Annotated in this window: 21 protein-coding genes; 10 read left to right on the top strand and 11 right to left on the bottom strand. The window is 54.1% G+C overall.

Going from position 1 to position 21,532, the window contains the following annotated elements:
* The first annotated feature begins 71 nt into the window (after window positions 1-71).
* Window positions 72-734, top strand: coding sequence for a Fe2+-dependent dioxygenase (locus SynSYN20_RS08090; RefSeq protein ID WP_186522843.1), 663 nt, complete (start codon window positions 72-74; stop codon window positions 732-734).
* Window positions 735-800: 66 nt separating this feature from the next.
* Window positions 801-1,040: a hypothetical protein gene (locus tag SynSYN20_RS08085; RefSeq protein ID WP_186522841.1), complete on the top strand. Its 240-nt coding sequence runs from the start codon at window positions 801-803 to the stop codon at window positions 1,038-1,040.
* 125 nt (window positions 1,041-1,165) lie between these two features.
* On the opposite strand, the gene SynSYN20_RS08080 is transcribed toward SynSYN20_RS08085, so the two are convergent.
* Window positions 1,166-2,806 carry an iron uptake porin gene (locus tag SynSYN20_RS08080; RefSeq protein WP_186525529.1) on the bottom strand — a complete coding sequence of 547 codons (1,641 nt, stop codon included), beginning with the start codon at window positions 2,804-2,806 and terminating at the stop codon, window positions 1,166-1,168.
* Between the two features lie 472 nt (window positions 2,807-3,278).
* Between SynSYN20_RS08080 and SynSYN20_RS08075 the strand changes: the two genes are divergently transcribed.
* On the top strand, window positions 3,279-3,872 hold the full coding sequence (locus SynSYN20_RS08075; protein WP_186522840.1) for a Crp/Fnr family transcriptional regulator: 594 nt from the start codon (window positions 3,279-3,281) through the stop codon (window positions 3,870-3,872).
* A 266-nt stretch (window positions 3,873-4,138) separates the two neighbouring features.
* Here the strand turns inward: SynSYN20_RS08075 and SynSYN20_RS08070 are convergent, their stop codons facing one another.
* Together SynSYN20_RS08070 and SynSYN20_RS08065 are read right to left on the bottom strand one after the other, a co-directional pair.
* Window positions 4,139-4,636: a ferritin gene (locus SynSYN20_RS08070; RefSeq protein WP_255476210.1), complete on the bottom strand. Its 498-nt coding sequence runs from the start codon at window positions 4,634-4,636 to the stop codon at window positions 4,139-4,141.
* 360 nt (window positions 4,637-4,996) lie between these two features.
* Window positions 4,997-5,551 (bottom strand): helix-turn-helix domain-containing protein, encoded by a 555-nt coding sequence (locus SynSYN20_RS08065; protein WP_186522836.1) that lies wholly within the window; start codon window positions 5,549-5,551, stop codon window positions 4,997-4,999.
* A gap of 422 nt (window positions 5,552-5,973) precedes the next feature.
* On the opposite strand from SynSYN20_RS08065, the gene aroA reads away from it, so the two are divergent.
* The 5 genes from aroA (at window position 5,974) to SynSYN20_RS08040 (ending at window position 10,362) form a co-directional block, all read left to right on the top strand.
* Window positions 5,974-7,293 (top strand): 3-phosphoshikimate 1-carboxyvinyltransferase, encoded by a 1,320-nt coding sequence (gene aroA / locus SynSYN20_RS08060; protein ID WP_186522834.1) that lies wholly within the window; start codon window positions 5,974-5,976, stop codon window positions 7,291-7,293.
* Complete coding sequence (locus tag SynSYN20_RS08055) at window positions 7,274-8,200, top strand: tRNA (5-methylaminomethyl-2-thiouridine)(34)-methyltransferase MnmD (RefSeq protein ID WP_186522832.1); 927 nt, start codon at window positions 7,274-7,276, stop codon at window positions 8,198-8,200. Before aroA ends, SynSYN20_RS08055 begins: the two co-directional genes overlap by 20 nt.
* The gene (locus SynSYN20_RS08050) at window positions 8,185-8,553 is read left to right on the top strand and encodes a hypothetical protein (RefSeq protein ID WP_255476209.1); all 369 of its coding nucleotides are present in this window, start codon (window positions 8,185-8,187) and stop codon (window positions 8,551-8,553) included. Before SynSYN20_RS08055 ends, SynSYN20_RS08050 begins: the two co-directional genes overlap by 16 nt.
* A gap of 177 nt (window positions 8,554-8,730) precedes the next feature.
* Window positions 8,731-10,083 carry a bifunctional UDP-N-acetylglucosamine diphosphorylase/glucosamine-1-phosphate N-acetyltransferase GlmU gene (gene glmU, locus SynSYN20_RS08045; protein ID WP_186522830.1) on the top strand — a complete coding sequence of 451 codons (1,353 nt, stop codon included), beginning with the start codon at window positions 8,731-8,733 and terminating at the stop codon, window positions 10,081-10,083.
* Between the two features lie 84 nt (window positions 10,084-10,167).
* Entirely contained in the window at window positions 10,168-10,362 is a 195-nt protein-coding gene (locus tag SynSYN20_RS08040) for a hypothetical protein (RefSeq protein WP_186522828.1), read from the top strand.
* A 1-nt stretch (window position 10,363) separates the two neighbouring features.
* On the opposite strand, the gene murF is transcribed toward SynSYN20_RS08040, so the two are convergent.
* The 6 genes from murF to menD form a co-directional block, all read right to left on the bottom strand.
* Complete coding sequence (gene murF, locus SynSYN20_RS08035) at window positions 10,364-11,734, bottom strand: UDP-N-acetylmuramoyl-tripeptide--D-alanyl-D-alanine ligase (RefSeq protein ID WP_186522827.1); 1,371 nt, start codon at window positions 11,732-11,734, stop codon at window positions 10,364-10,366.
* Between the two features lie 2 nt (window positions 11,735-11,736).
* On the bottom strand, window positions 11,737-12,537 hold the full coding sequence (locus SynSYN20_RS08030; protein WP_186522826.1) for a hypothetical protein: 801 nt from the start codon (window positions 12,535-12,537) through the stop codon (window positions 11,737-11,739).
* Between the two features lie 18 nt (window positions 12,538-12,555).
* Window positions 12,556-14,112 carry a glycogen synthase GlgA gene (gene glgA / locus SynSYN20_RS08025; protein ID WP_186522825.1) on the bottom strand — a complete coding sequence of 519 codons (1,557 nt, stop codon included), beginning with the start codon at window positions 14,110-14,112 and terminating at the stop codon, window positions 12,556-12,558.
* Between the two features lie 58 nt (window positions 14,113-14,170).
* Window positions 14,171-14,833, bottom strand: a complete 663-nt coding sequence (locus SynSYN20_RS08020) for a L,D-transpeptidase (RefSeq protein ID WP_186522824.1) — start codon at window positions 14,831-14,833, stop codon at window positions 14,171-14,173.
* A gap of 70 nt (window positions 14,834-14,903) precedes the next feature.
* On the bottom strand, window positions 14,904-15,779 hold the full coding sequence (menB, locus tag SynSYN20_RS08015) for a 1,4-dihydroxy-2-naphthoyl-CoA synthase (protein ID WP_186522823.1): 876 nt from the start codon (window positions 15,777-15,779) through the stop codon (window positions 14,904-14,906).
* 5 nt (window positions 15,780-15,784) lie between these two features.
* On the bottom strand, window positions 15,785-17,518 hold the full coding sequence (gene menD, locus SynSYN20_RS08010) for a 2-succinyl-5-enolpyruvyl-6-hydroxy-3-cyclohexene-1-carboxylic-acid synthase (protein ID WP_186522822.1): 1,734 nt from the start codon (window positions 17,516-17,518) through the stop codon (window positions 15,785-15,787).
* An 86-nt stretch (window positions 17,519-17,604) separates the two neighbouring features.
* Between menD and lepB the strand changes: the two genes are divergently transcribed.
* The gene (gene lepB / locus SynSYN20_RS08005) at window positions 17,605-18,219 is read left to right on the top strand and encodes a signal peptidase I (protein ID WP_186522821.1); all 615 of its coding nucleotides are present in this window, start codon (window positions 17,605-17,607) and stop codon (window positions 18,217-18,219) included.
* Window positions 18,220-18,234: 15 nt separating this feature from the next.
* On the top strand, window positions 18,235-18,588 hold the full coding sequence (locus tag SynSYN20_RS08000; RefSeq protein ID WP_006852777.1) for a DUF760 domain-containing protein: 354 nt from the start codon (window positions 18,235-18,237) through the stop codon (window positions 18,586-18,588).
* A 57-nt stretch (window positions 18,589-18,645) separates the two neighbouring features.
* On the opposite strand, the gene SynSYN20_RS07995 is transcribed toward SynSYN20_RS08000, so the two are convergent.
* Both SynSYN20_RS07995 and SynSYN20_RS07990 read right to left on the bottom strand, forming a co-directional pair.
* A complete protein-coding gene (locus tag SynSYN20_RS07995) occupies window positions 18,646-19,866 on the bottom strand; it encodes a DUF4336 domain-containing protein (RefSeq protein ID WP_186525527.1) in 1,221 nt (406 codons plus the stop codon).
* 129 nt (window positions 19,867-19,995) lie between these two features.
* Complete coding sequence (locus tag SynSYN20_RS07990; protein WP_186522820.1) at window positions 19,996-21,513, bottom strand: DUF1254 domain-containing protein; 1,518 nt, start codon at window positions 21,511-21,513, stop codon at window positions 19,996-19,998.
* Between the last annotated feature and the right edge of the window lie 19 nt (window positions 21,514-21,532).

Raw genomic sequence — 21,532 nt, 5'->3', positions numbered from 1 at the left:
TGGGACGCAAATGAATCATTTGTCACAGGGCTATGCTTCGTCGATTTTTCCAGAGATACAAGGGCTGAACAATGAATCACTTGCAATTGCAAATACTTGACCCAATAACCTGTGAACGCTTTCTTGAGAGGCTTGCTCATGAAGCGGAATGGCAGGATGGTTCGCTGACCGCTGGTGCTCACGCTAAGGGGGGGAAACGAAATTCACAACTTAACGATGAGTCTCCATTGCGAAAAGAGATTCATGAGTTCGTAGAACATGCCATGTGGAATCATCCTGTCGTTAAGGGATTTTGTCTTCCTCGTAAGCTCCACCGATTCTTAATTTCTAAAACAGAAAAGGACGGTGGGTATGAAACGCATGTTGACAATGCCTATATGAGTAGTGGAAGAAGTGATTTATCTTTTACTCTCTCTTTAACTGATGAGACAAGATATGAGGGTGGTGAATTGGAAATCGATAGTATTTCTGAGTCTTTTCCTATCAATCTGAAGCAGGGAGAAATTGTGATCTATCCCAGTACATCGTTGCATCGCGTTTGTACTGTAATGAGTGGTGTTCGTACTGTTTGTGTGGGTTGGATTGAGAGCTATGTTCAAGCCGAAAATGATCGTCTTTGTTTGTTTCAACTAGAAAGTGGTGCGCGAGCAATTTTGGCAAAGCACGGCCGTAGTGATGAACTTGATTTGATCTTTTTGGCCTATACAAATCTGTTACGACGCTTGGGCGGCTAGGCATGTATAAAAAGATTCGTTCCTTCGCGTTGTATTCAGTAAAATAAAAGCAAGTGCTCAAATTTCATGAAAAAGACATCTGCTCTTTCAATCTTTCTTGCTAGTGCAGCTGCATTGTCAGGTCAGCTAGCCATAGTGGACCCTGTTCAAGCTGATCAAGCACCGACGGGTGGCCTTCAAGAATGGTCGACAGATCAAGATCTCGATGCTGCAGCTAAGAAAGATGCTGATGCCAAGGCTGCAGCTAAAAAAGCAGCAGAGCAGGATATTTGCATTCCGATTGGCGAGGGTGAGAATTGCTGGTAAGAGAAAGACTCTTCAGGCTTTTAAGGAGGGACTTATTAGCCCCTCCTTTTTTAATGCAATTTGAATTGAGAATAAAAAAGGAGGGTTAAACCCTCCTCAATCATGATCCTAAATGGATTTAGGTTCTAGAACTTGAATGTAGTCTGCACAAGACCACCAAGGGTACTAAAGGTGTCTGCACCTGCACCACCTGTTTTGAAACTAGATCCAGTCTCTTGACCGAAAGGACGGCTCAAGTAGAACAGCGCAGGAGTCACAGTAATGTTGTCGGTGACTTGGAAATCGTAATACAGTTCCATGGCATAGTTGCCATCGTCTGCATAACCATTGCCATCTTTACCCTGATTCTTCAGAGCAGTCGCAAACTGTGGTTGTCCAATTGCGAAACCTAAACGGTTACCGCGCATGAAAGCATCTTGCCAGTTCAGACCAACAAGCCAACCTTGTGATTGGGTGACATCGCCGTCAGTAAATCCATCTTTTTCGTTGAAGCTTGTGATGCTCCAACCAACACTCACGCTAGGCATCCAACCGCTATCTAGGGGCTGGTAATAAGCGTTCAGGTTGAACTGATTGGCGTCTGAATATCCTCCTTTGTTAAGACCAGCGGGAGTACCTGCTCCACCAACTGTCATATCAGCCTGTGAGTAAGCATAGGCTGCTGATACTTGCCACTGAGGTGATCCATAAGCGATTTGGCTCAGGAACTTACCTTTGGAACGATCACCAGCGATACCACCATTATTGGGGTCACTATTTGGACCGTTTTTAGCGACATAGTTGGCACTAATTTTCAGTTTGGCATCACCGTAATCAGCATTTCTGTTACTGATCCAGTTGATACCTGCACCTGGTGAGGTACTTGCGCCGTAGGCACCGTAGTAACCACCAAGTTTGAACTGTTTCAACACATGCTTATAGACGCTGGGTGTGGCGGCCAACATGTAGTAGTTTTCGATCAGGGGACCAGCAAACACTTGGAAATCATTTCCGAGTGGGAACTGATACCAAAGCTTGTCAACTTCCAGGCTGTTAGCACTACTCTTGGAGGCCTCGATTTGAGATTGACTTCCGGTGTAACCCTTACCCGAGAAAGCGTTGGTGTTGAAATTACCTGTTCTAAGGCGGGTGTAGAGCAGATCTTTACCGGTGAAGCTCGTATTGAGGTTGAGGGTGGTGCGGTACGAGAAAGATGTTCCCGTGTCGCCTACATAATTGCCATCTTCATCCTTGAGATTATTCGTCTCGTCACCGCTATAAGAGGTGGCACCAAGGGTCATCACGGCTTTACCGCTCAACTTGGTGGTGGTGGAGAACTGAGTTGCTTCCAGTTCGCCAACTCGGGCTTCCAAACCGTCCACACGGCCCTTGAGGATGGCGAGTTCTTTTTCGAACTCTTTCATCAAGCGCTTCAGCTCGTCGGTCACTTCAGTGACGCGATCGAGACAGGCGTTCAACAGAGCAGCCGCTTCAAAGCGGGTCATGGCCCTGTTACCGCGGTAGGTGCCGTTGGGGTAACCAGCCACACAGCCGTAGCGCTCGATCAGGTTGCTCAGTGCCTGATAAGCCCAGTCGGTTGGGTAAACGTCTGAAAACTGAGTGATGCTGGTGACTTGCTCGAGGCTGCTCGATGCAGAGGAAGCGTCGTAGTCAGACACACCGTTGATGTTCAGCTCAGCTGCGTTGAAGTCAGTGGCGTTCGCAGCCACAGGTGCTAAAAGGCCCAGGGCAGCTGGGGCCACCAGCAGTTGATGGAAAAGTTTCAAATTGATCCTCACACAAGATGACGCAAAATGCGTCGACGCAAATTTAATTGTTCTTTGCCGAAGTTGCGACGTAAAAAAGACACTTTGGTGCTCCTGTACAATACAATTTTTTTTTACATAAAGCACATTAAGGTGCGTCATTTGATACAAGCAAATTCAATTCTGTTTTTGTCGCTAGACAATGGCCTCGAAATTAACTCGAGACTTGGACACTACAAAATTCATACTTAGAGCATCTTTGTTCGCTCTCGCAGCGCTTGTAGCGGTTGCGTTCGTTCTTGTTCGACGTGACTCCATCGGTGGCAGGGATGGATTTGTTGGCGATCAGACGCAAAGTCAGTCGTTTTCGACCAAAAAGGGTCGAGATCGCACACGATCCCCTTCAACAAGCAATGGCTATTGAGAATCGATTGCAGAAAGGCTCTGCTTCGGCTATGTTGCTATCAATTCTCATTAGCGTTAAAACCACTCCGTGAGCTTCCGCTTCCTGCCTGACGACCCCACGTCCTCGATCCAAATCCCGACGGGGCAAACCGTGCTTGTCGACACCCACGGGCGTAGTGATTGCATGAAATTAAATGTGCTCGAAGGCATTGCCAGGGTGTATTGCCCTTGCGAAGAAACAGAAGGGATGACGCTTGCCTTCCTACAGACGGGTGACCAGCTGAGAACTGATTGTTTGTGCAGTGATGGCATTTGCGTTGAAGCGATGACTCCACTGAGAATCGAAACGAAATCAATGGAGCCATCCCCAAATGGGTATGACTCAGTGAATGAGTGGACGCTGCAACTTCTGAGAATCCGTCACTTAGGACAAGCAGAACAGAGACTTCACGCCTTGCTGAGTCTGTTAGTGAATCGCTTGGGTAAGCGCTATGGAGAGTGGTGCAATCTTCCCTTTCGACTTACACACGACCGAATTGGTGAATTGATCGGCTCTACCAGAGTGACGTCTACGCGCTTGATCTCCAAACTTCGCAATGGTGAAATGTTGGTGACCAACTCTGGTGAAGCTTCTATGAAACTCTCTCCTAGATTGATTGAATCGAGTCCGCTCGGATTTTAGGTGATTACGTGGAAGGAATGGCTAGTGAAAGTCTGGTTCTGACCTTGAGTCAGGAGGTTGAATATTTAACGAGTTATCAGTGCATCGCCATTGAAAGAACAATTAAATCGATCAGCCCACTGCTGAAGAAGCGTTTAACAGACGATTTGGAATCGATTCACATCAGGCTCGTGGAAATTTATGATACTTTTGACGTCCTTAAGCTTGAGCAGCTCACGATTAGTGCTCGTTTGCTCTACGAACAAAGCAAACGAGCAATGCTGAGGTCAACCTCGCTGCGTTTGACCTGCTCTTAATTCGTTATCGATGACAAGCAGCGCTGTGGGGTCACCATTCGCGAACTTCACCCGCCCGAGCAAGTACGCGAATTGATCTTCGGATTGAATTTGGGCTTCAATGAGTGGATCTAGGAATACGGTAGTTCTGGTATCGCTGTTTCTTTCAGCCATGGCATACACGCTTTGGATCGAAGACGTTGTATCAGCTTCCATTTGAAAGGCTGTTGCCATTAATGCAGCCAAATTGTCCCAGTTTTGCCTAGGAGCATCCAAGGTTTGCAAGTCGTTGGATTGACTGCGTGCTATCAAATACTGGGTGAAGTGCACGGCATGGGACTGCTCGCTTTTCGCTTCACCATCGAAAAATTGATAGAAACCAGCAAGTTCACATTCAGCACACCAGATGGACATTGCCAAATAGGTGATTGAGGCATGCCTTTCGATTGAAATGTGTTGCTGGATTGCACTGAGCAAATCTGGATTCATGGATTCTGCCAGTGCCCTTCCATTAGGTCCCTGTGCAACGTTCGTTGCAATCTGCGTTGACGAATCTGAAGTCGTCATATTGAACACTCCTCTGAATCAAAAATCACTTATTAATTATTGACTTCTTCCACTGTTTCGTCAAGCAACATTGTTTATTTTGTGCGCTTTCGACCATGTATAATGAGAGTCAATCTCAAGATGACTCAAATGGCACGACTTCAGGGTTCACAAGAAAGCCTTGGGATCGATAAAATGACGAAAAGACTTTCAGTTTGGAGCTTTTTTAGTAAGAAAAAAGGCTGTAAAAAATCAAAGTGTTCGAAGTGGAAAGGTGGTCATTGTAAATGCGGTCGTGGTTAATCAAGTGAATTGCAAATACTCTACAAATGTTGATTCCTGTGCGATTAGTTTCTCGCTAACTAAGATTCCAAACTGGTATTTGTCAGAGCAGATTAATCCCTTCTCTTTCATGAAGCCAATTTGACGCGTTACAGTTGATCGGGTGCAGCCAACTAAGAGGGCGATTTGTGAATGGCTTAATTCGAATGGGAGTGTATAACTCTCCTTATTCCTTCTTCCAAACGAAAATACTAAAATCGCGATTAAACGACAGATTCTGATCTCAACTTGAGTGGATGATTTTATCATGCACAATATTAGTAGCCAGTGATTGTGAAAGATGGAATCCACTTCGTTTGCGCAATCATGGGTGGATGTTATTTTAAACTTTACTTCATTTAATGCTTCTAGGCGCAGATCAAAATTTCTAAGTCTGTTTTTCTCAAGCCTCAACCACTCTGAACCAAAAAAACCAATTGGAATTAGTTCGGAATTGATTGTTGAGACGAGGCAGACGCGTAAGACCCCTTCTTCTATGGCTAAAAATTTGCAAGTTTTGGCTTCATCAAGATCCAAGAATGTGATGTCTAAACTCTGACCCCTTTTGAGGCAATGCAATTGATGCTGGCTAATGTTCTGGCTAGCTTACCTAAATCTCCTGACATCATGGTCGTCATATGAATCATCAGATTGTATAAAATGATATATCAACTCACAGTTATTTCGCCGGGTTTGTTCGGAGGTTTTGGCGGCCTAATCATCGCTTGGATGTGATCTCTATTCTCCTGTTAATTGTTTTTTATGAGCATATTGGAATGATTAAGTTTGTATTTTCAGGGCTATTTCTTTGTTGATGTGATCGTTATTGCTTTTTTTCTAGGTTGTTAGCGAAGGTTTTTGCTTTTACAGCAGGAGTTGGTGACAACTTTAACGACAAGCCTGAGCCTTTGAAGATCGGGCTAATAGGATTGTTTTCATCAACCACAGGCTGTTCAACGGTGTCGGGATCAAATGGCTCCCCTAGGGATCTGAAGGCAGGTGGCAGCCTCCATGGCCGGGTCCGTGTTCCAGGCGATAAATCTATTTCTCATCGGGCACTGCTCTTTGGTGCCATCGCTGAGGGCACAACCACAATCGAAGGTCTTCTACCAGCAGAGGATCCGATTAGTACAGCTGCTTGCCTGCGCTCGATGGGGACAATGATTTCGCCGATTCAGAGCGGTGAAATGGTGACCATTGAGGGCGTTGGTCTTGATGGTTTGCAAGAGCCTTCGGAGATTCTCGATTGCGGTAATTCGGGCACAACCATGCGGTTGATGCTTGGTCTTCTTGCTGGACGCGAGGGGCGCCATTTTGTTTTGACCGGTGATGCTTCTCTTTGTCGCCGGCCGATGAACAGGGTTGGTCAACCCCTCTCCCTCTTAGGGGCAGATGTGCGTGGTCGCGATCGAGGAAATTTGGCTCCGCTGGCTGTCCAGGGGCAAAGGTTGAGGGGTGCTGTTGTGGGGACCCCTGTTGCCAGTGCTCAAGTGAAATCCGCCATTCTCTTGGCTGCTCTCACTGCGGATGGGGCAACGAGTGTGATCGAACCTGCCCATTCTCGTGATCACAGCGAGCGCATGCTCAGAGCCTTTGGTGCTGACCTTGAAGTTGGTGGTGAGATGGGACGACATATTTTGGTGCGTCCCGGTGCCACATTGAAAGGTCAGCATGTTGTGGTGCCGGGAGATATCAGTTCAGCGGCTTTCTGGCTTGTGGCAGGTGCCCTCGTTCCTGGCGCTCAGATTACGGTGGAAAATGTGGGTTTAAATCCCACGCGTACTGGGATTCTGGACGTGTTGGAGATGATGGGCGCTTCGATCAACGTGTTGAATCGCCGCGATGTTGCGGGTGAACCTGTTGGCGATCTGCAGGTGAGTCATGGTCCCCTCAAGGCCTTTCAGTTTGGAGAGGAGATCATGCCGCGTTTGGTGGATGAAGTTCCAATCCTGAGTGTCGCGGCCTGTTTTTGTGATGGAGAAAGTCGTATTCGTGGTGCAGCTGAGTTGCGTGTGAAAGAAACGGATCGACTTGCTGTAATGGCGCGGCAACTTAAAGCCATGGGTGCCGACATTGATGAACATCCGGATGGTCTCACCATTCGTGGTGGCCGCTCTCTGAAAGGTGCGGAATTGGATAGTGAGACAGACCACCGTGTGGCGATGAGTCTTGCTGTTGCTGGCTTAATGGCCGAGGGTGATTCAAGAATTACCCGCAGCGAAGCAGCGGCTGTGAGTTACCCCACCTTCTGGGACGATCTTGAGAGATTGCGTCGCTGATTCCTCTGTGCTGAGTACGCGCTTCACAGCAGACGGAAGCTTCAGTTTGCATAGCGATCGTTTTGCTGAAGGCTTCCATAGTTCTGGCGGTGCACTTCAAGAAGCCAATAGTAAGTTTGTGCTGCCGGCTCAGCTTGATCGCTTTCCCAGCGGTGGTTGTTTACGTGTTTTAGATGTCTGTTTTGGGTTGGGTTACAACACGGCTGCCCTGATGGCGGCCCTTCCTAATGCGGGCGGGCCAAGTTTGGAATGTTGGGGGTTAGAACTTGATCGATCGCCTCTAAGACTTGCCCTTGCTGAGCCGAGATTTATAGACCTTTGGCCTAAGCATGTTGTTGCTGCCTTAGGGGCAGTTGCTACTGATGGTTATTGGCAGGATTCGCTCCGGCAGCATTCGGTGCAGATGCTTTGGGGTGATGCGCGTCAGCAGCTGCAGAACCTACCCAAGGAATTACAACTGGATTTGATCCTGTTGGATGCTTTTTCTCCTGGAAAATGTCCCCAGCTCTGGAGTGAGGAATTTCTGCAGAGCCTTGCCTCCTTACTCGCACCTGGGGGGCGGTTGTTGACCTATTGCAGAGCAGCAGCAGTAAGAAATAGTTTGCGCCATGCCGGTCTCGAGTTGCGCTCGCTGCTTCCAAAGGCAGGAGAAAAATCAGAGTGGAGCTCTGGAACTCTGGCGTTATGTTCTAAAGATCGCGATCAGACTCCACCTGAAACGGGCCCTGGTTGGTGTGGCTTGAGCGTGATGGAAGAGGAACATCTTCAGACGAGGGCGGGTGTGCCCTACCGAGACCCGTCAGGCACCGACTTGGCCGCTTCGATCTTGAAGCGACGCCAACAAGAACAGGCTTTAACTGAACGGCCTAGCACCAGCGCTTGGCAGCGAAAGTGGAAAGTCCATTGAATTGGCGCTTTCATACTTTGGGATTTGATGGATTCAGTTTGCGCAAGCTCTTATCACTGGTTGCTGCAACGTTTTTGCTCACGGCCACTCCATCGATTGCCACTCCTGCTCTCGACGGTATCGAGATCAAGTTGCGCGGAGAGGCCCAAGGTTGGCTGAATGCCACTTGCACGTATTACGGGCTCGGTTGGCTACAGCCTGATCAGGGTCGTCAGGCTTTAAAACGTTTAATGCTGTTGATTGCTGCCCACCAAATCGGAAATTTGGAGGTGGATGATGTGAAGGCTGCCGCATTAGCCCGAGACCCAGGCTGTGAGGCAATCTGGCCGGAAGCGTTTTATGAAGGCGATTAAGTCTGTTTTTTAGGGAGAAATATCAGAGCCAATACCATCTGAATCGTGATCAGACTGTTGGCTCAGCCTCCTCCCCGCTGATCAAGTTTCAAGTGGAGATCCGAGTCCCGCAGTTGCCTGTTGGTGTTCCCAGAATCTGCTTCCACCGGTAGATTTCGCCGGTCTTGCTCCCGTTCCATGCTCGCCGTTGCCGTTCTTGCTGCTGGGAAAGGCACGCGTATGAAAAGTGCGCTTCCGAAAGTGCTTCAACCCCTAGCGGGGGCCACTTTGGTGGAACGCGTGCTCGCCAGTGCCCGGAACCTTGCGCCAGAGCGCCGGCTGTTGATCGTTGGCCATCAAGCGGAGCGTGTGGAAGAGCAGCTCAGCTCCAATGGCGGCTTGGAATTTGTGCTGCAACAGCCACAGAATGGAACTGGGCATGCTGTCCAACAGTTGTTGGCGCCTCTCCAGGGCTTTCAAGGCGAATTATTAGTGCTGAACGGTGATGTTCCACTTCTGCGAGCCGAGACCATTGATGCATTGGTGAGCACGCACCGCAGCAGCAAGGCAGATGTGACCTTGTTAACGGCAAGGCTCGACGATCCCACTGGATATGGCCGGGTGTTTGCCGATGCCAATGGCCGGGTGAGCGGAATTATTGAACATCGCGATTGCAGCGACGAGCAACGGGCCAACAACCTCACCAATGCGGGCATTTATTGCTTCAACTGGGAAAAGTTGGCAGAGGTGTTGCCGAAATTGAGCACCGACAACGATCAGGGCGAGCTCTATCTCACCGATACGGTGCAGCTCCTAGGCGTGGCGATGCAGATGGAGGTGAGTGATCCCGATGAGGTGAATGGAATCAATAACCGCAGACAACTCGCTCAGTGTGAGGGTGTCTTGCAACAGCGCTTGCGTGATCACTGGATGGATGAGGGTGTGACCTTTGTGGATCCCGCCAGTTGCACCCTGAGTGAGGACTGCAGCTTTGGCTGTGACGTGGTGATCGAACCCCAAACTCATCTGCGAGGCACCTGCCGAATTGGCGATAACTGCCGCCTAGGCCCAGGCAGTTTGCTTGACAATGCCGAACTCGGTTGTGATGTCTCGGTTGTGCAATCCGTCGTGCGTAATGCACGTGTTGGTAACGATGTTGCGATTGGCCCCTTCGCCCATATCCGACCTGCCACCACCGTTGGTGATTCCTGCAAGATTGGTAATTTTGTGGAGATTAAAAAGAGTGTGATCGCTTCTGGTAGCAAGGTGAATCACCTCAGTTACATCGGAGATGCAGAGTTAGGCGCCAATGTGAATGTGGGAGCGGGCACGATTACGGCCAATTTCGATGGCAAGAATAAGCATCTCACCGTGATTGGTGCGGGCAGCAAGACTGGGGCTAACTCCGTATTGGTTGCACCTGTTGTGATCGGAAAAAATGTCACGATCGCTGCGGGGTCGACGATCACCAAAGCTGTTCCTGATGGATCCCTTGCGATCGGTCGTGCGAAGCAATTGATCAAGGAAGGCTGGGATCGCAACGCCGAGTGAGCTGAATCAACAGACTTTTTTCACAGCATGCCCTTGGCCTGCGTTCGTTGATGCGTAAGCGTGGGGCGACAGGTTGATACTTCCATGTCCGATCAAAAGCGTTTCACTGTTCGCTATCGCGATGCCACCAGTGATCATCAAGAAGAATGTTTTTATGCGGGAGATGCCTTTGAAGCAAGGGTGTTGGCGATGGAGGAAATTCGCTACATCCATGACCATCCCCATGCGATCGATTTGATTCGCTGCGAAGACCCAGCGGACGCGCTGAGAGCCGCCTGACCTAAAGCTGTGGCAATAACGGAAGCAATCGTTCCAGTGCAATCCCTCGACTGGCTTTTAAGAGCACGGTGTCTCCAGGCCTGAGCCACTCGATTAAAGGTTCAGCGGCCTGTTCGGGTGTTTCCACCTGCCGAAACAGTGGCAATGCTGCACTTGCGTTGCTCATGGCCTTGGCCTCCAAGCCAGTGGCCACAGCCACCAGTCCATCAAGCTTCAAGGCTGCGGCGTGATCGATCACCGCCTTGTGTAAGCGTTCACTGTCTGGTCCGAGCTCCAGCATGGTGCCGAGTACTGCAAACCGTCGACCTGGCTGAGCTGCTAATAAATCCAACGCCGCAAACACTGCTTCCGGTGAAGCGTTATACGTCTCATCGAGAACCGTTAAGGCACCGATTTGTTGGCGGCGATTGCGACCTCCCGGTACCTCGACATCGAGCTGTTGTAGGTCTGAGGGTGCAACGCCGAGGGTGTTGGCAACGGCGAGTGCCAACATGAAATTGCGTGCATTGTGTCTCCCTTCTAGGGGGCAGCGATAGCTGTGATTCCTTAGTTGAATCTGTCCCGTTGCAGGGTTGTAGTCGCCGAGATCATCAGCTGCTTGACCAGAGTTGTTGGTATCGCCTACAAGCGCCACACGCCGCACACGACCACTCCAGCATCGTTCGAGGGAGGCATCCAAAAGAGGATCTCCAGCTGGAATCACCACAAGGCCATCGGCTGAAAGCGCTGCAGTGATTTCACATTTTGCAGCGGCAATTGCTTCGCGACTGCCCAAGCGGCCAATGTGCGCCGTGCCGATATTGGTGATCACGGCAATCTCAGGTTCCGCACAACGCGATAAGCGTTCAATTTCACCAGGGCCGCGCATTCCCATCTCCACCACCACAGCAGCGTGCTGCTCGTCTACACCAAGCAAGGTGAGTGGTACGCCAACGTCGTTGTTGTTGTTGCCAATACTGGCTTGAACGCCTCCAAGGGGTGTTAACGCGGCGCGAATCAGTTCTCTTGTTGTGGTTTTGCCGGCGGACCCGGTGACGGCTACAACAGTGCTGTTGAAGTTGCGCCGCACCAAGCAGGCGATCTGTTGGTAGGCCTCCAGCGTGTCGTTCACGGACCAGTGCAGCAAGCTTGGCGGTATTGGAATGTCACAATCACGGGCCACCACGGCGCCCTGCACGCCTTGCTCCGTTGCAGTGGCGAGGAAGCGATGACCATCAAAGCGCTCACCGCGTAACGGCACAAAAAAGGCGTTTGCCGTGAGCAGTCGGCTGTCTGTGCAGACAGGGCCTAAGCGTTGCTGGAGGTTGGGTGCAGCGCCATCGCCACGTTGTGGCGGCCCCCAGAGCGAAACGAGATCAGCTAGATCCAGCACGTTTAAACCCTCTTTGGATCGAACACGATCATGCCGCCACCGATCCTGGCGGGTCGAGCCAAGAGCTCTTGTTGTTCATTCACAAGACGCAGATCGGCATAGCCCTGGTCTTCCAGTCGGGTCCACCAGGTTTCGGCTAGGTGTTGGCGTTGGTCAGGAGACCGTTGCATCCAAGCGGCAGCATCGATTTGCAACGTCACGGCGTTGCGCTCTGGCTGAGGTTGGGCCGAAACAATCAGGGCTAGTCCTGGGTTGCTCTCTGTGCCTTCCTCATCTGCCAGCAGCTCGAGAAGGGGAGCAAAGCGCAATAAGTCGCTCTCTTTGTCTTCCTCTGTGTCTACTGATGTTGCTTTGAGCTCCTGGTCACTCACCCCTGGGGTTGGTTCATCAGCAGCTGCAGGCGCGTCTGACTCCTTGGGGTTGATGGGATCGGCGTCGACGCTGGGGCTGATCGGCAGGGGACGGGCCTCGGGGAAGGGGGTGGTGCGGACACGTTCCACCTCTGGAGCTGCTGGTGGCGACTGCCCTTGAAGGGCCTGACGCAATTGAATGCCGCCCAGGATCAGGACTGCGAGGCCGAATCCCAGTAGCACAGGCCAAAACAACGCTGCGAATGGCTCTGGCCAAAACGCTGGAACCGACAGATCTCCCTCGCGGTTACGGCGCCACAGCTCTTGGCTGCGAAGACGCAGATCGGCGCTCACGGCCCTCAGATCTTGGCCAAGGGCCTTCCAGGGGCTGTTGTAAGGAGCTGGAAGGGCGCTGTCGTTGTCAGATGGCTGCGGTTCGAAGGAATCCTGCATTCGTGGTTGCCTGCAGCATTAGCGTCGCTGACCGCCAAACAGTCTGGCTAGCGGGTTGCGTGAGCCAGGTTCCTTGGGCGAGTCGTCTGTGGGTTGTTCGGGGGGGCTGGTGGGGGCTCCGCGTTGGCCTGGGTCCAAGGAGGGATCGGCACTCTGGCCTTGGGAAAACTGTTCAACGGCAGCGGCATCGGGACCTGGCTCCTTGAGGCCACAGACCTCCCGGTACATCTGGTCGTATTCCAAGGCTGAACGCGCCCAGCTGTAGTCCTGCTGCATGCCCCTGCGCTGCAGTTCACGCCAGCTGTCTTGATGGCGGAAGGCTTCCCAGGAGCGCACGAGGGCGGTGTAGAAGTCCACGGGATCGAACCGATCGAAGCAGAACCCTGTGCCGCTGTGCTGGGCAGGATCATGCGGTGGAACCGTATCGACCAAACCACCTACCTTTCTCACCACGGGCACGCATCCGTAGCGCATGGCGAGCAATTGGCTGATGCCGCAGGGCTCAAACCGACTGGGCATCAGGAAGGCGTCACTGCCGGCGTAAATCAAGCGTGAGAGGTCGTCGTCGTAGGTAAGAAAAACAGAAACGCGACCTGGATAGCGGGAGGCCATCTGCCAAAGACCGGACTCCAAGCCCCGATCACCGGTGCCAAGCACCACGATCTGGGTGTCGGTGTAGGCGAGTAAACGATCCGCCACTTGCAACAGCAGATCAACGCCTTTTTGATCCACCAGACGGCTCACCATGCCCAGCAGATAGGCATCGGATCTGACCTCGAGACCCATGCGTTCCTGGAGCACCTGCTTGTTGCGGGAGCGACCCGACAAATCATCGGCACTGAAGGTGGCGGGTAAGGCCCGATCGGTGGCTGGATTCCAGGCCTCCAGATCAATCCCGTTCAGGATCCCGCGCAGTTTGCCGGAGATGTAATTGAGCAACCCATCTAGCTTTACGCCGTATTCCGAGGTGCGGATCTCTCTGGAATAGGTGGGTGACACCGCATTCACGCCATCGGCATAGAGCAGGGCGGCAGCCATGGTGTGGTCGCCTTGCATGTACCAAGGGCACCAGGTCATCTTGTCCAGCTTCCAGCGCCAGGGCCCCTGATATTTGAGGTTGTGGATCGTGTAAACGGTGCTGATCTCTGGGTCTTGGTGCATCCAGACCGGAATCATGCCGGTGTGCCAGTCATGGCAATGGAGAACATTCGGCTTCCAGACGTTCCAGGAAAATTCAGCCGCAGCACTGGCAAAAAAGGTGAAGCGCCAATCTTCATCTTCTCCGCCATAAATCCGTTCTGGATCAAAGACGGGGTGACCAACCAGGTAGATGGTAAGGCCATTGGTGGGATGACGGGTCTCAAAGACCGCAAAATCGGTGCCCATGGTCTGGCCTCGCCAGATCGGTTCCGTAGGGATCTCCAATCGGGACCAGAGCTTGCCGTATCCCGGCATGATCAAGCGAACGTCGTGCCCCAAAGCCTTCAGGGCAGGGGGAAGGGATCCCACCACATCGCCCATCCCACCGACTTTCACCATGGGGGCGCATTCGGCGGCGGCAAAGAGCACGCGCATGGACGATCAAACCTGCAAGCCGCGAGACTGTAGACGCATTACTGCGTTGGCATCACTTTCACGGGACCACGGTCACCTGAGTTCCAACCCTGACGAGATCGAACACCTCCTGAACGTTCTCCTCGTACAGGCGTACGCAGCCGTGGGAAACAGCCCGGCCAACAGTCCAGCGATAGGGGGTTCCGTGGAACCCGGCCACGGTGCAGCCATTGATATCCAGGTATTGCTCGCCGTCCCAACCCGAGCGTCCATTGCAGTCGCGGTAGAAGCCAATCCAGCGTGAACCCAAGGGATTTCCTTCACTTTCCGCATCCACAAGATCACCGCTCACCGGATGGGTCCACACCGGTTTTTTCACTTTTTCAAAGACCCTGAAGCGTCCGGCAGGGGTCTCCCAGCCTGCGGTGCCCACCGCGGCTGGAAACCGGCGCGTCATCCGGCCATCCCTCAGAACGAGAAGTTGATGGTGCTTGCGGTCGAGCACAAGCTGCAGCCCATCACGCTCCATCACATCGCTCGGAACACGGGCCAGGGAGGCGGCATCGCTCAAGGGGATCGCCAGGGGCGGGATCGGATCGGATTTGCGTTTAGGACCCTCCTCTGGAGCCTCCACCAAAATCTCGCCCTTCACCTCTGTTAGGAGGGTTTCGCCAACCTCTTGTGCTGAGGCCACTCCTGCCGCTGCGGCGAGCAGCGAGGCGGTGAGCAGCGCAGTAGGCATCAACTGAGCAGGCTTTTGAAACCGCATCCGAAGGGGCGCAACAGCTTTCTTTTTTTAGCGACTTTTGTGGCTAAGGCAGCCATGGGGTGTCGGAAAAATCTGGATTGCGCTTCTCCAGGAAGGCATTGCGGCCCTCCTGGCCCTCTTCGGTTCGATAGAAGAGGTGGGTGGCCTGTCCGGCCAATTCCTGGATGCCAGCTAAGCCATCGGTTTCTGCATTGAACGCTGCTTTGAGGCAGCGAATCGCCGTTGGGCTGTGTTGCAGCACCTCTCTGGCCCAACGCACTCCTTCGGCTTCGAGAGCCTCTAAGGGAACAACCGCATTCACAAGGCCCATGCCTAGGGCCTCGTCGGCGCCGTATTGACGGCAGAGAAACCAGATCTCCTTGGCTTTGCGCTGGCCCACCACGCGAGCCAGATAGCCGGCACCAAAGCCGCCATCAAAACTGCCAACCCGTGGCCCGGTTTGACCAAACACAGCGTTCTCCGCCGCCAGGCTGAGGTCGCAGAGCAGGTGCAGCACCTGACCGCCACCGATCGCATACCCCGCCACCAGAGCGATCACCACCTTGGGCAGGCTGCGAATGATGCGTTGAAGGTCGAGCACGTTGAGGCGGGGCAGGCCTGTTTCGTCGAGATAGCCCCCATCGCCGCGCACGCTTTGATCACCACCTGAACAAAAGGCGTAGCCCCCATCGGCGGCGGGGCCCACACCGGTGAGCATCACCACGCCGATGCGGCTGTCATCGCGGATCCGGGCAAAGGCGTCACAGAGCTCCGACACCGTTCGAGGCCGGAAGGCATTGCGCTTGGTGGGTCGATTGATCGCTAAACGGGCAATGCCCTCATCACAGCGATCCAGCAGCACATCCTCGTAGGTTCCCCAGGGCTGCCAGTTCACTCCGCTGGATCCAGGGAGCACCTGCCGGATGACGGGCTCTGGCATGGCGATTAGGAAAGGCTGGAATCCTGTTGTAACGCCTCACGCAGATTGCGGCGAAGCTGGGCGTCGTTGCGGCGATCGGTGCACACCCGCAGGAGTGCTGGTCCAGATCTATCCAACCCCCATTCCAGGGCGGTAGGCAGATCGTCTAGGCAGGCGAGCTGACGCACGGGGATGGAATGGGCTGAGGCCAGAGCGAGGGGGTCCACCCGTTGGGGCATGGCAAACAGCTGATCAAAGCCATCGCTGGGGGTGGTTTCTATGGGCAGTTGTTCGAAAATGCCGCCGCCGGCGTTGTCGATCAACAGCACGAACAAGGGCAGTTGGTTAGCGCTGGCCAGGAGCCAGCCGTTGCTGTCATGCAACAGCGCTAAATCACCTGTGATCAACACCGTTGGACCGAGCTCGGCCGCTAGACCCAGGGCCAGGGAGAGGGTGCCATCGATGCCGGAGGCACCCCGAAAGCTGAAACAGCGCCGGCTCCCGGTATCGCCTGCGGCAAAGGCTTGCCAATCACGCACCGGACTGCTGGCAGCGAGCATCACAGGCAGCGCAGCTGGCAACAGCTGCGCTAGGGCCAGCATCAAGGCGGGTTCATTGGCTGCTCCCTGGATCGGCAGCAGGGCCGAGAGGCGCTTGCCAACAGCAGCGTCTGCGTTTTCCCAGCCGTTGAGCAGCGACCGTGTTTGCTGTGCGCCAGCCGAGGCCTCAGCAGGAGAGCGATTGAGCTGGGGGCTGAGCTGTTGCCACCACTGCGTTAGGCCGCTGCTCCATTGCTGGGCGACGTCGAGCGGATCGAGGGGCCGTGGATCACCTTCTGTGATCAGAAGTTGTGGCCCTTGCTGGCTCGCTAGCCAGCCCTCCAGGCGTCGACTGGCCGGCATCGAGCCCAGGCGCAGCACCTCGGCGTTGGCGGGCAGCTGGCTCAAACCGTTGGGGAGCAGCAGATCCCAATAGCGAATCACGCCCCCTAAGCCGTTTGGGATCGCGGCGAGGGGATCGGCGAGTACGGGCCAGCCACTGCGCTGTTGCCAGGCGATTAAGGCGGCTTGATAGGGCGCAAGCGTGGAGCTCAGTCCTCGCCAGGGCCCGGCAACGATCACACCAGGCTGGTCAGGATCGAGTGCTGGCGGGGCGTTGTTGCTCGTTGGCGTCCAGGGTTCAGCGCTGTGGGTGATGGCCTCAGGCTCTGAACGGTTCCACTGGCTCCAAAACGCGTTCTGCTGACTCAGATCCGGGAGCAGGGGCTCTTCAAAGGGAACGTTGAGATGTACAGGTCCGGGCTGCTGATGCAGATGCCGCCAGGCCTTGTGAGCCAGGGCTTGCAGCTCCTGCTCCATCCCTGCGTTGAGGCCATTCAAGGGACCTGATCCACACCAGCGGCACACCGGGGTGAGGAAGGCTTCCTGATTCACGGTTTGATTGGCCCCTTTGTTTTTGAGCCGTAGGGGCCGATCGGCGCTGATCAGCAGCAGCGGCTGGCTGGAGCGATCCGCTTCTACGGCGGCGGGGAGAAGATTGGCCACCGCGGTTCCGGAGGTGGTGATCACGGCCGTGGCAGTACCAGAGGCGCTGGAGCGACCGAGGGCATGAAACCCAGCAGAGCGTTCATCGATCGCCGTGCTGAGCGTGATCAGCCCAGCGCGCTGCAAGCCAGCGGCGGCAAGGGCTAAGGGGCCGGAGCGACTCCCAGGACAAAGCACCACGTGGCGCAGACCCTGTTGCTGCAGGGTCTGGAGCAACAGGACAGCAGCTTGCAGATTGGCGAGGGCCTGCGTCAGGGGAGCGGTGATGGCTAATGCGATCCTCGGCTAACGCAGAACCTGCCATGGCACCCACTCCCAACTCAGAACCCAAGCGCAACAGTTGGATAGGCCTACTGGTGTGGGTGGTGTTGGCCCTGCTCCTGCGTTGGCAGGTGATCGAACCCCGCTGGATTCCCTCCGGTTCGATGTTGCCCACCTTGCAGTTGCAAGACCGGATCCTGGTGGAGAAAATCACGCCCAAATTGAACCGTCAACGGCACAAACCGATTGGCCTGGATCAAATTGTGGTGTTTGCGGTGCCCACCCAGCTCGTAGAGGCTGGCTACGACGCCAATGCCGCTCTGATTAAACGTGTGGTGGGCCGCCCAGGAGACACGATTGAAGTGCGAGATGGCGCGTTGCTGCGCAACAACATCCCTGTGCCAGAAGACTGGAAGCCTGCGGAGATGGATTACGACCAGGGGCCCCTCACTGTTCCCCAGGGGCAGTACTGGGTGCTGGGCGACAACCGCAATGCCAGCCTTGATTCCCATGTATGGGGTGCACTGCCTGATGAGAGGGTGATTGGCACCGCGGTGTGGCGTTATTGGCCCTTGAACCGGTTCGGTCCGATTCGGTTCTCACACCAAGATTCGGAGGTGCCCCAGATCGCAGCTGCGATAGGGTCCAGTGACTGACGACAGGTGGGCAGGATGTTCAATCCAGAGTTCCTAACCACGGACAGCCAGGACGGCCAGCCCGTTAATAGCTTGATCCAATATCTCCAGGACCAATCGCCGGACGTGCTGCAGCGAGTGGCCCGTTCTGCCAGTAACGATATTCAAGACATTATTCGCCACAACGTTCAGGGTTTGCTCGGCATGCTTCCCGGCGAGCAATTTGAGGTCAAGGTCACAGCGAATCGCGACAACTTGGCCAACATGTTGGCGTCCGCGATGATGACGGGATACTTTTTGCGTCAGATGGAGCAGCGCAAAGAACTGGAAGAAACGCTTTTCGCTGACGATGAAATGGCCGTGAATCCAGACGACGATCTCAATCTTTGAGCTCTTTTGCTTTGGTTTAAGAGTGCAATAGCTCTCTTTTTAATGTCTGCCAATTATTTAATCGTAAGACTGATCTTTTGAAAGATCAGTCTTTTTTGATGGATTTTCTGGGACAAATCCAAGCTCTAAAAGCCGCTGATCGATACCACTGAGGAAGGTCCAGTTTCCTTCATTGGGTGCCCAGTTTTTCTGCTGCAGCTCTGATCGCAACGCTGATGCCTGTTGCGCGTTGAAGGCAATCGGCGCGCTGTAATGCGCTGGGATCAACCAGAGCAGATCCGCATGGGATTCCAGTTGCTGAAGCCAGGCGTTGATCGCCTGTTGGGCTCGCGGTAACACCAGCCGTTCCAGTACTGGAGCCACCTGCAATTTGGCGGTTTCCTCCCCCATCAAGGCAGCCGCATCGTCACGCCATCCGGTTTGCCAATCGAACGGATACACCCCGAAATGGGCTTTCCAGCTCCGCAACCCCGGCCGGAAAGCATGGCGTAATAGCTCGGCGATCGGCGGCACCCGCAGGCAATGGGGCCGGAGATAGGAGGCAAACAACACCAACCGGGCCCAGCCACGCCGGCGAGCCTCTGGCGAATCAGTGAGGGGTTGATCACCTCGATCGCGCGCATGAAACAGCAGAGGCGTGGGATCGCGATCAAAGATCGCGGGTGGTGTTGCGTGAATGCCCACCAGGGCATCAGTAATCAACAGGGCGCCGCTGGGTTGATGCAGGCAGCTGATCTCTTGAAAGCGGCCTACACCGAGATCGAGGGGGCCAAGCGAGATCCATTGGCAGATCTCGGGATGGGGCACACCATCCGTAAGCAAAATTTTGGTGCGCGCAGCCGGTACCCCGAGCCAGCTCAGGGGAAGCTGCACCGGAAAACTCCACTGGCCTGGGCACACCCAGACCTCAGCCTTGGGGAAGGCGCGTGCGAGCGGGCCGAGCGGAAGTTTGTGCTCCAGGCCAGATGCGGTGGGCAACACGATCGTGCACACGGGTCCATGCTCAGCTTCCAGGGCCCTAAGGCCTGCGAGCAATTCAGCGGTGGGAGGCAGCGGATTCACCAGCATCAAGCCGCCGGGCACCTTCACCACGCTGAGCCGGATCGGCACGGCGACGTAATACACGCCCTGGAGCTGCTCAAAGCTCCAGACCTGGCCAGGAATCAGCTCTTCAACGTGGGTGGCGCGCTTGCCGTAGGGATACAGCGGCAGCAGCGGCCAGAAATTCCAGCGTTGATCAGCAGGATTCACACCAGCTTCAGCCACCACGCTCCCCATCAATGCAGTGATTCTGCAGAGGAATGGATCAGGCCAGGGGGAATGCACCAACCGCGGCACAAAACAGCACCACTCTCTACGCAAGTGGTGCGTTTGTCTGTATGTATTTACAGCTTGACAATTGTCTTGCTATTTAACTGATTCGAAGTCGCCGGGCATCCAGGTTTTTGCAAACCATGGTTCAAGCGGTCCGTAGAGACGAAGGATCGCGTTGTATCCCTTGCCAGGCATGGTCTGCACCCAATTGCCTTCTTGTCCTTCCGGTGCCTTGGGGCCGAAATAAATGGTCGCAGACCCATCATCATTCAGTTTCACGTCTTTTGAGTTGCTATCCAAACCACCGGTGACCTGATCGGTCTCGAGGATCGAACGAGTCTGATTGTCATAGACCATGAAAGACCAGAAGTCTTTGGCCGGAATCGGCGCTGGCAACGTCACCTTGTAGGTCATCGCTCCATTCAGAGGCACGCCATTGCCATCAGTGGTTGTCATCGCATAGACCGAACCCTTGCCAACCATTGGCTTGACCATCATCGGGGTGCTGCCTGTGGCGTAGTAGTAAAAGATCAGGCGATCATCCAACACTCGCTCGCCATTGTTGAGAAACTCATGGCTCCCTCCAGCCAGAGGTGAATACCACTGACGCTTCCCCGGGTAAAAGTAAACCTCTTGATTGCGAGGGCTGAAGACGACGGTCCGGGCATAGGCATTGGCGATGGTGGAAGCCTCGGTGAGGATCTGCTTCATCCGATCGTCCGGCTTGAACGTCTGTCCTTTTTTGATGCCAATCGCCCCAGCTTGCCCAACTAGCTCAGGATCCCAAGCGGTCGCGGGCTCATACTGAATCACTTCATTGAGCTCGTCGTAGAAGCTCGCGTCATTGGCATGAATGGTGTTGTATTGCTTGTTTGACAGATTGATAAACCCAGTCGGCTCGGGATTGTTGGCGTCGGCAAGTGGGTAAATCTTGAAGGTTTTCTTGAAGGCCTCAATGGCCTCCTTGGTTTCACCGGGCTTGGCGGCGATACGCATCAACGCCCAATGACGGTAGGCCGATGTCTTGGAGACGAAATATCCTTCGGGGATCTCCCCTTCATAGTCAGGGCCCACCAAGAGGTATTTGCCTCCTTTGCCCTTGTCGGCACCGACCAACCCCAGGTCCGTGACATAACGGAAGAAGGCATCATTCACAAAACCGAGCACCGGTGTACCGATCTCGAGCACCACGGGTCCGTCTTTCACATCGATTTCCGCATGCACGTAAGGCGTGGTCGTCTGTGGCGTGAGCCACAGAGAACGGGCATTCATCAACTCCTCAGTGATCCCTACTGAGTGGTTGGGCTCGAGACCGATTTTGACGTGCCCGTTAAGCATTCCATACATCGAAGCGGCTGGCGTTCCATTGATGAACAGTTCGACCGCACGGGAGATGTCTACGAAGTTGCTCACTTTGGAGGCAGTTTCCTTCGTTGGAAAACCGTCTTGGAATCTCAGTTCACCGAGATAGCTGCTCTCCATCTTGTCGGGAGTTAGCAATACCTCGGGAACCTTCGCTTTATAGGTTGGACTCTCCTGCGCTTGAAGGGGTGAAACGGCAATTGATCCTGCAAGAACAGCGGCGGTGAGGATGAAGTGCTTGGTTTTCATTTTCTTATCTCCTTAATGT

Source organism: Synechococcus sp. SYN20 (genome assembly GCF_014279555.1).
Lineage (GTDB): Bacteria > Cyanobacteriota > Cyanobacteriia > PCC-6307 > Cyanobiaceae > Synechococcus_C.
This window is presented reverse-complemented; position numbering and strand designations above follow the sequence as displayed.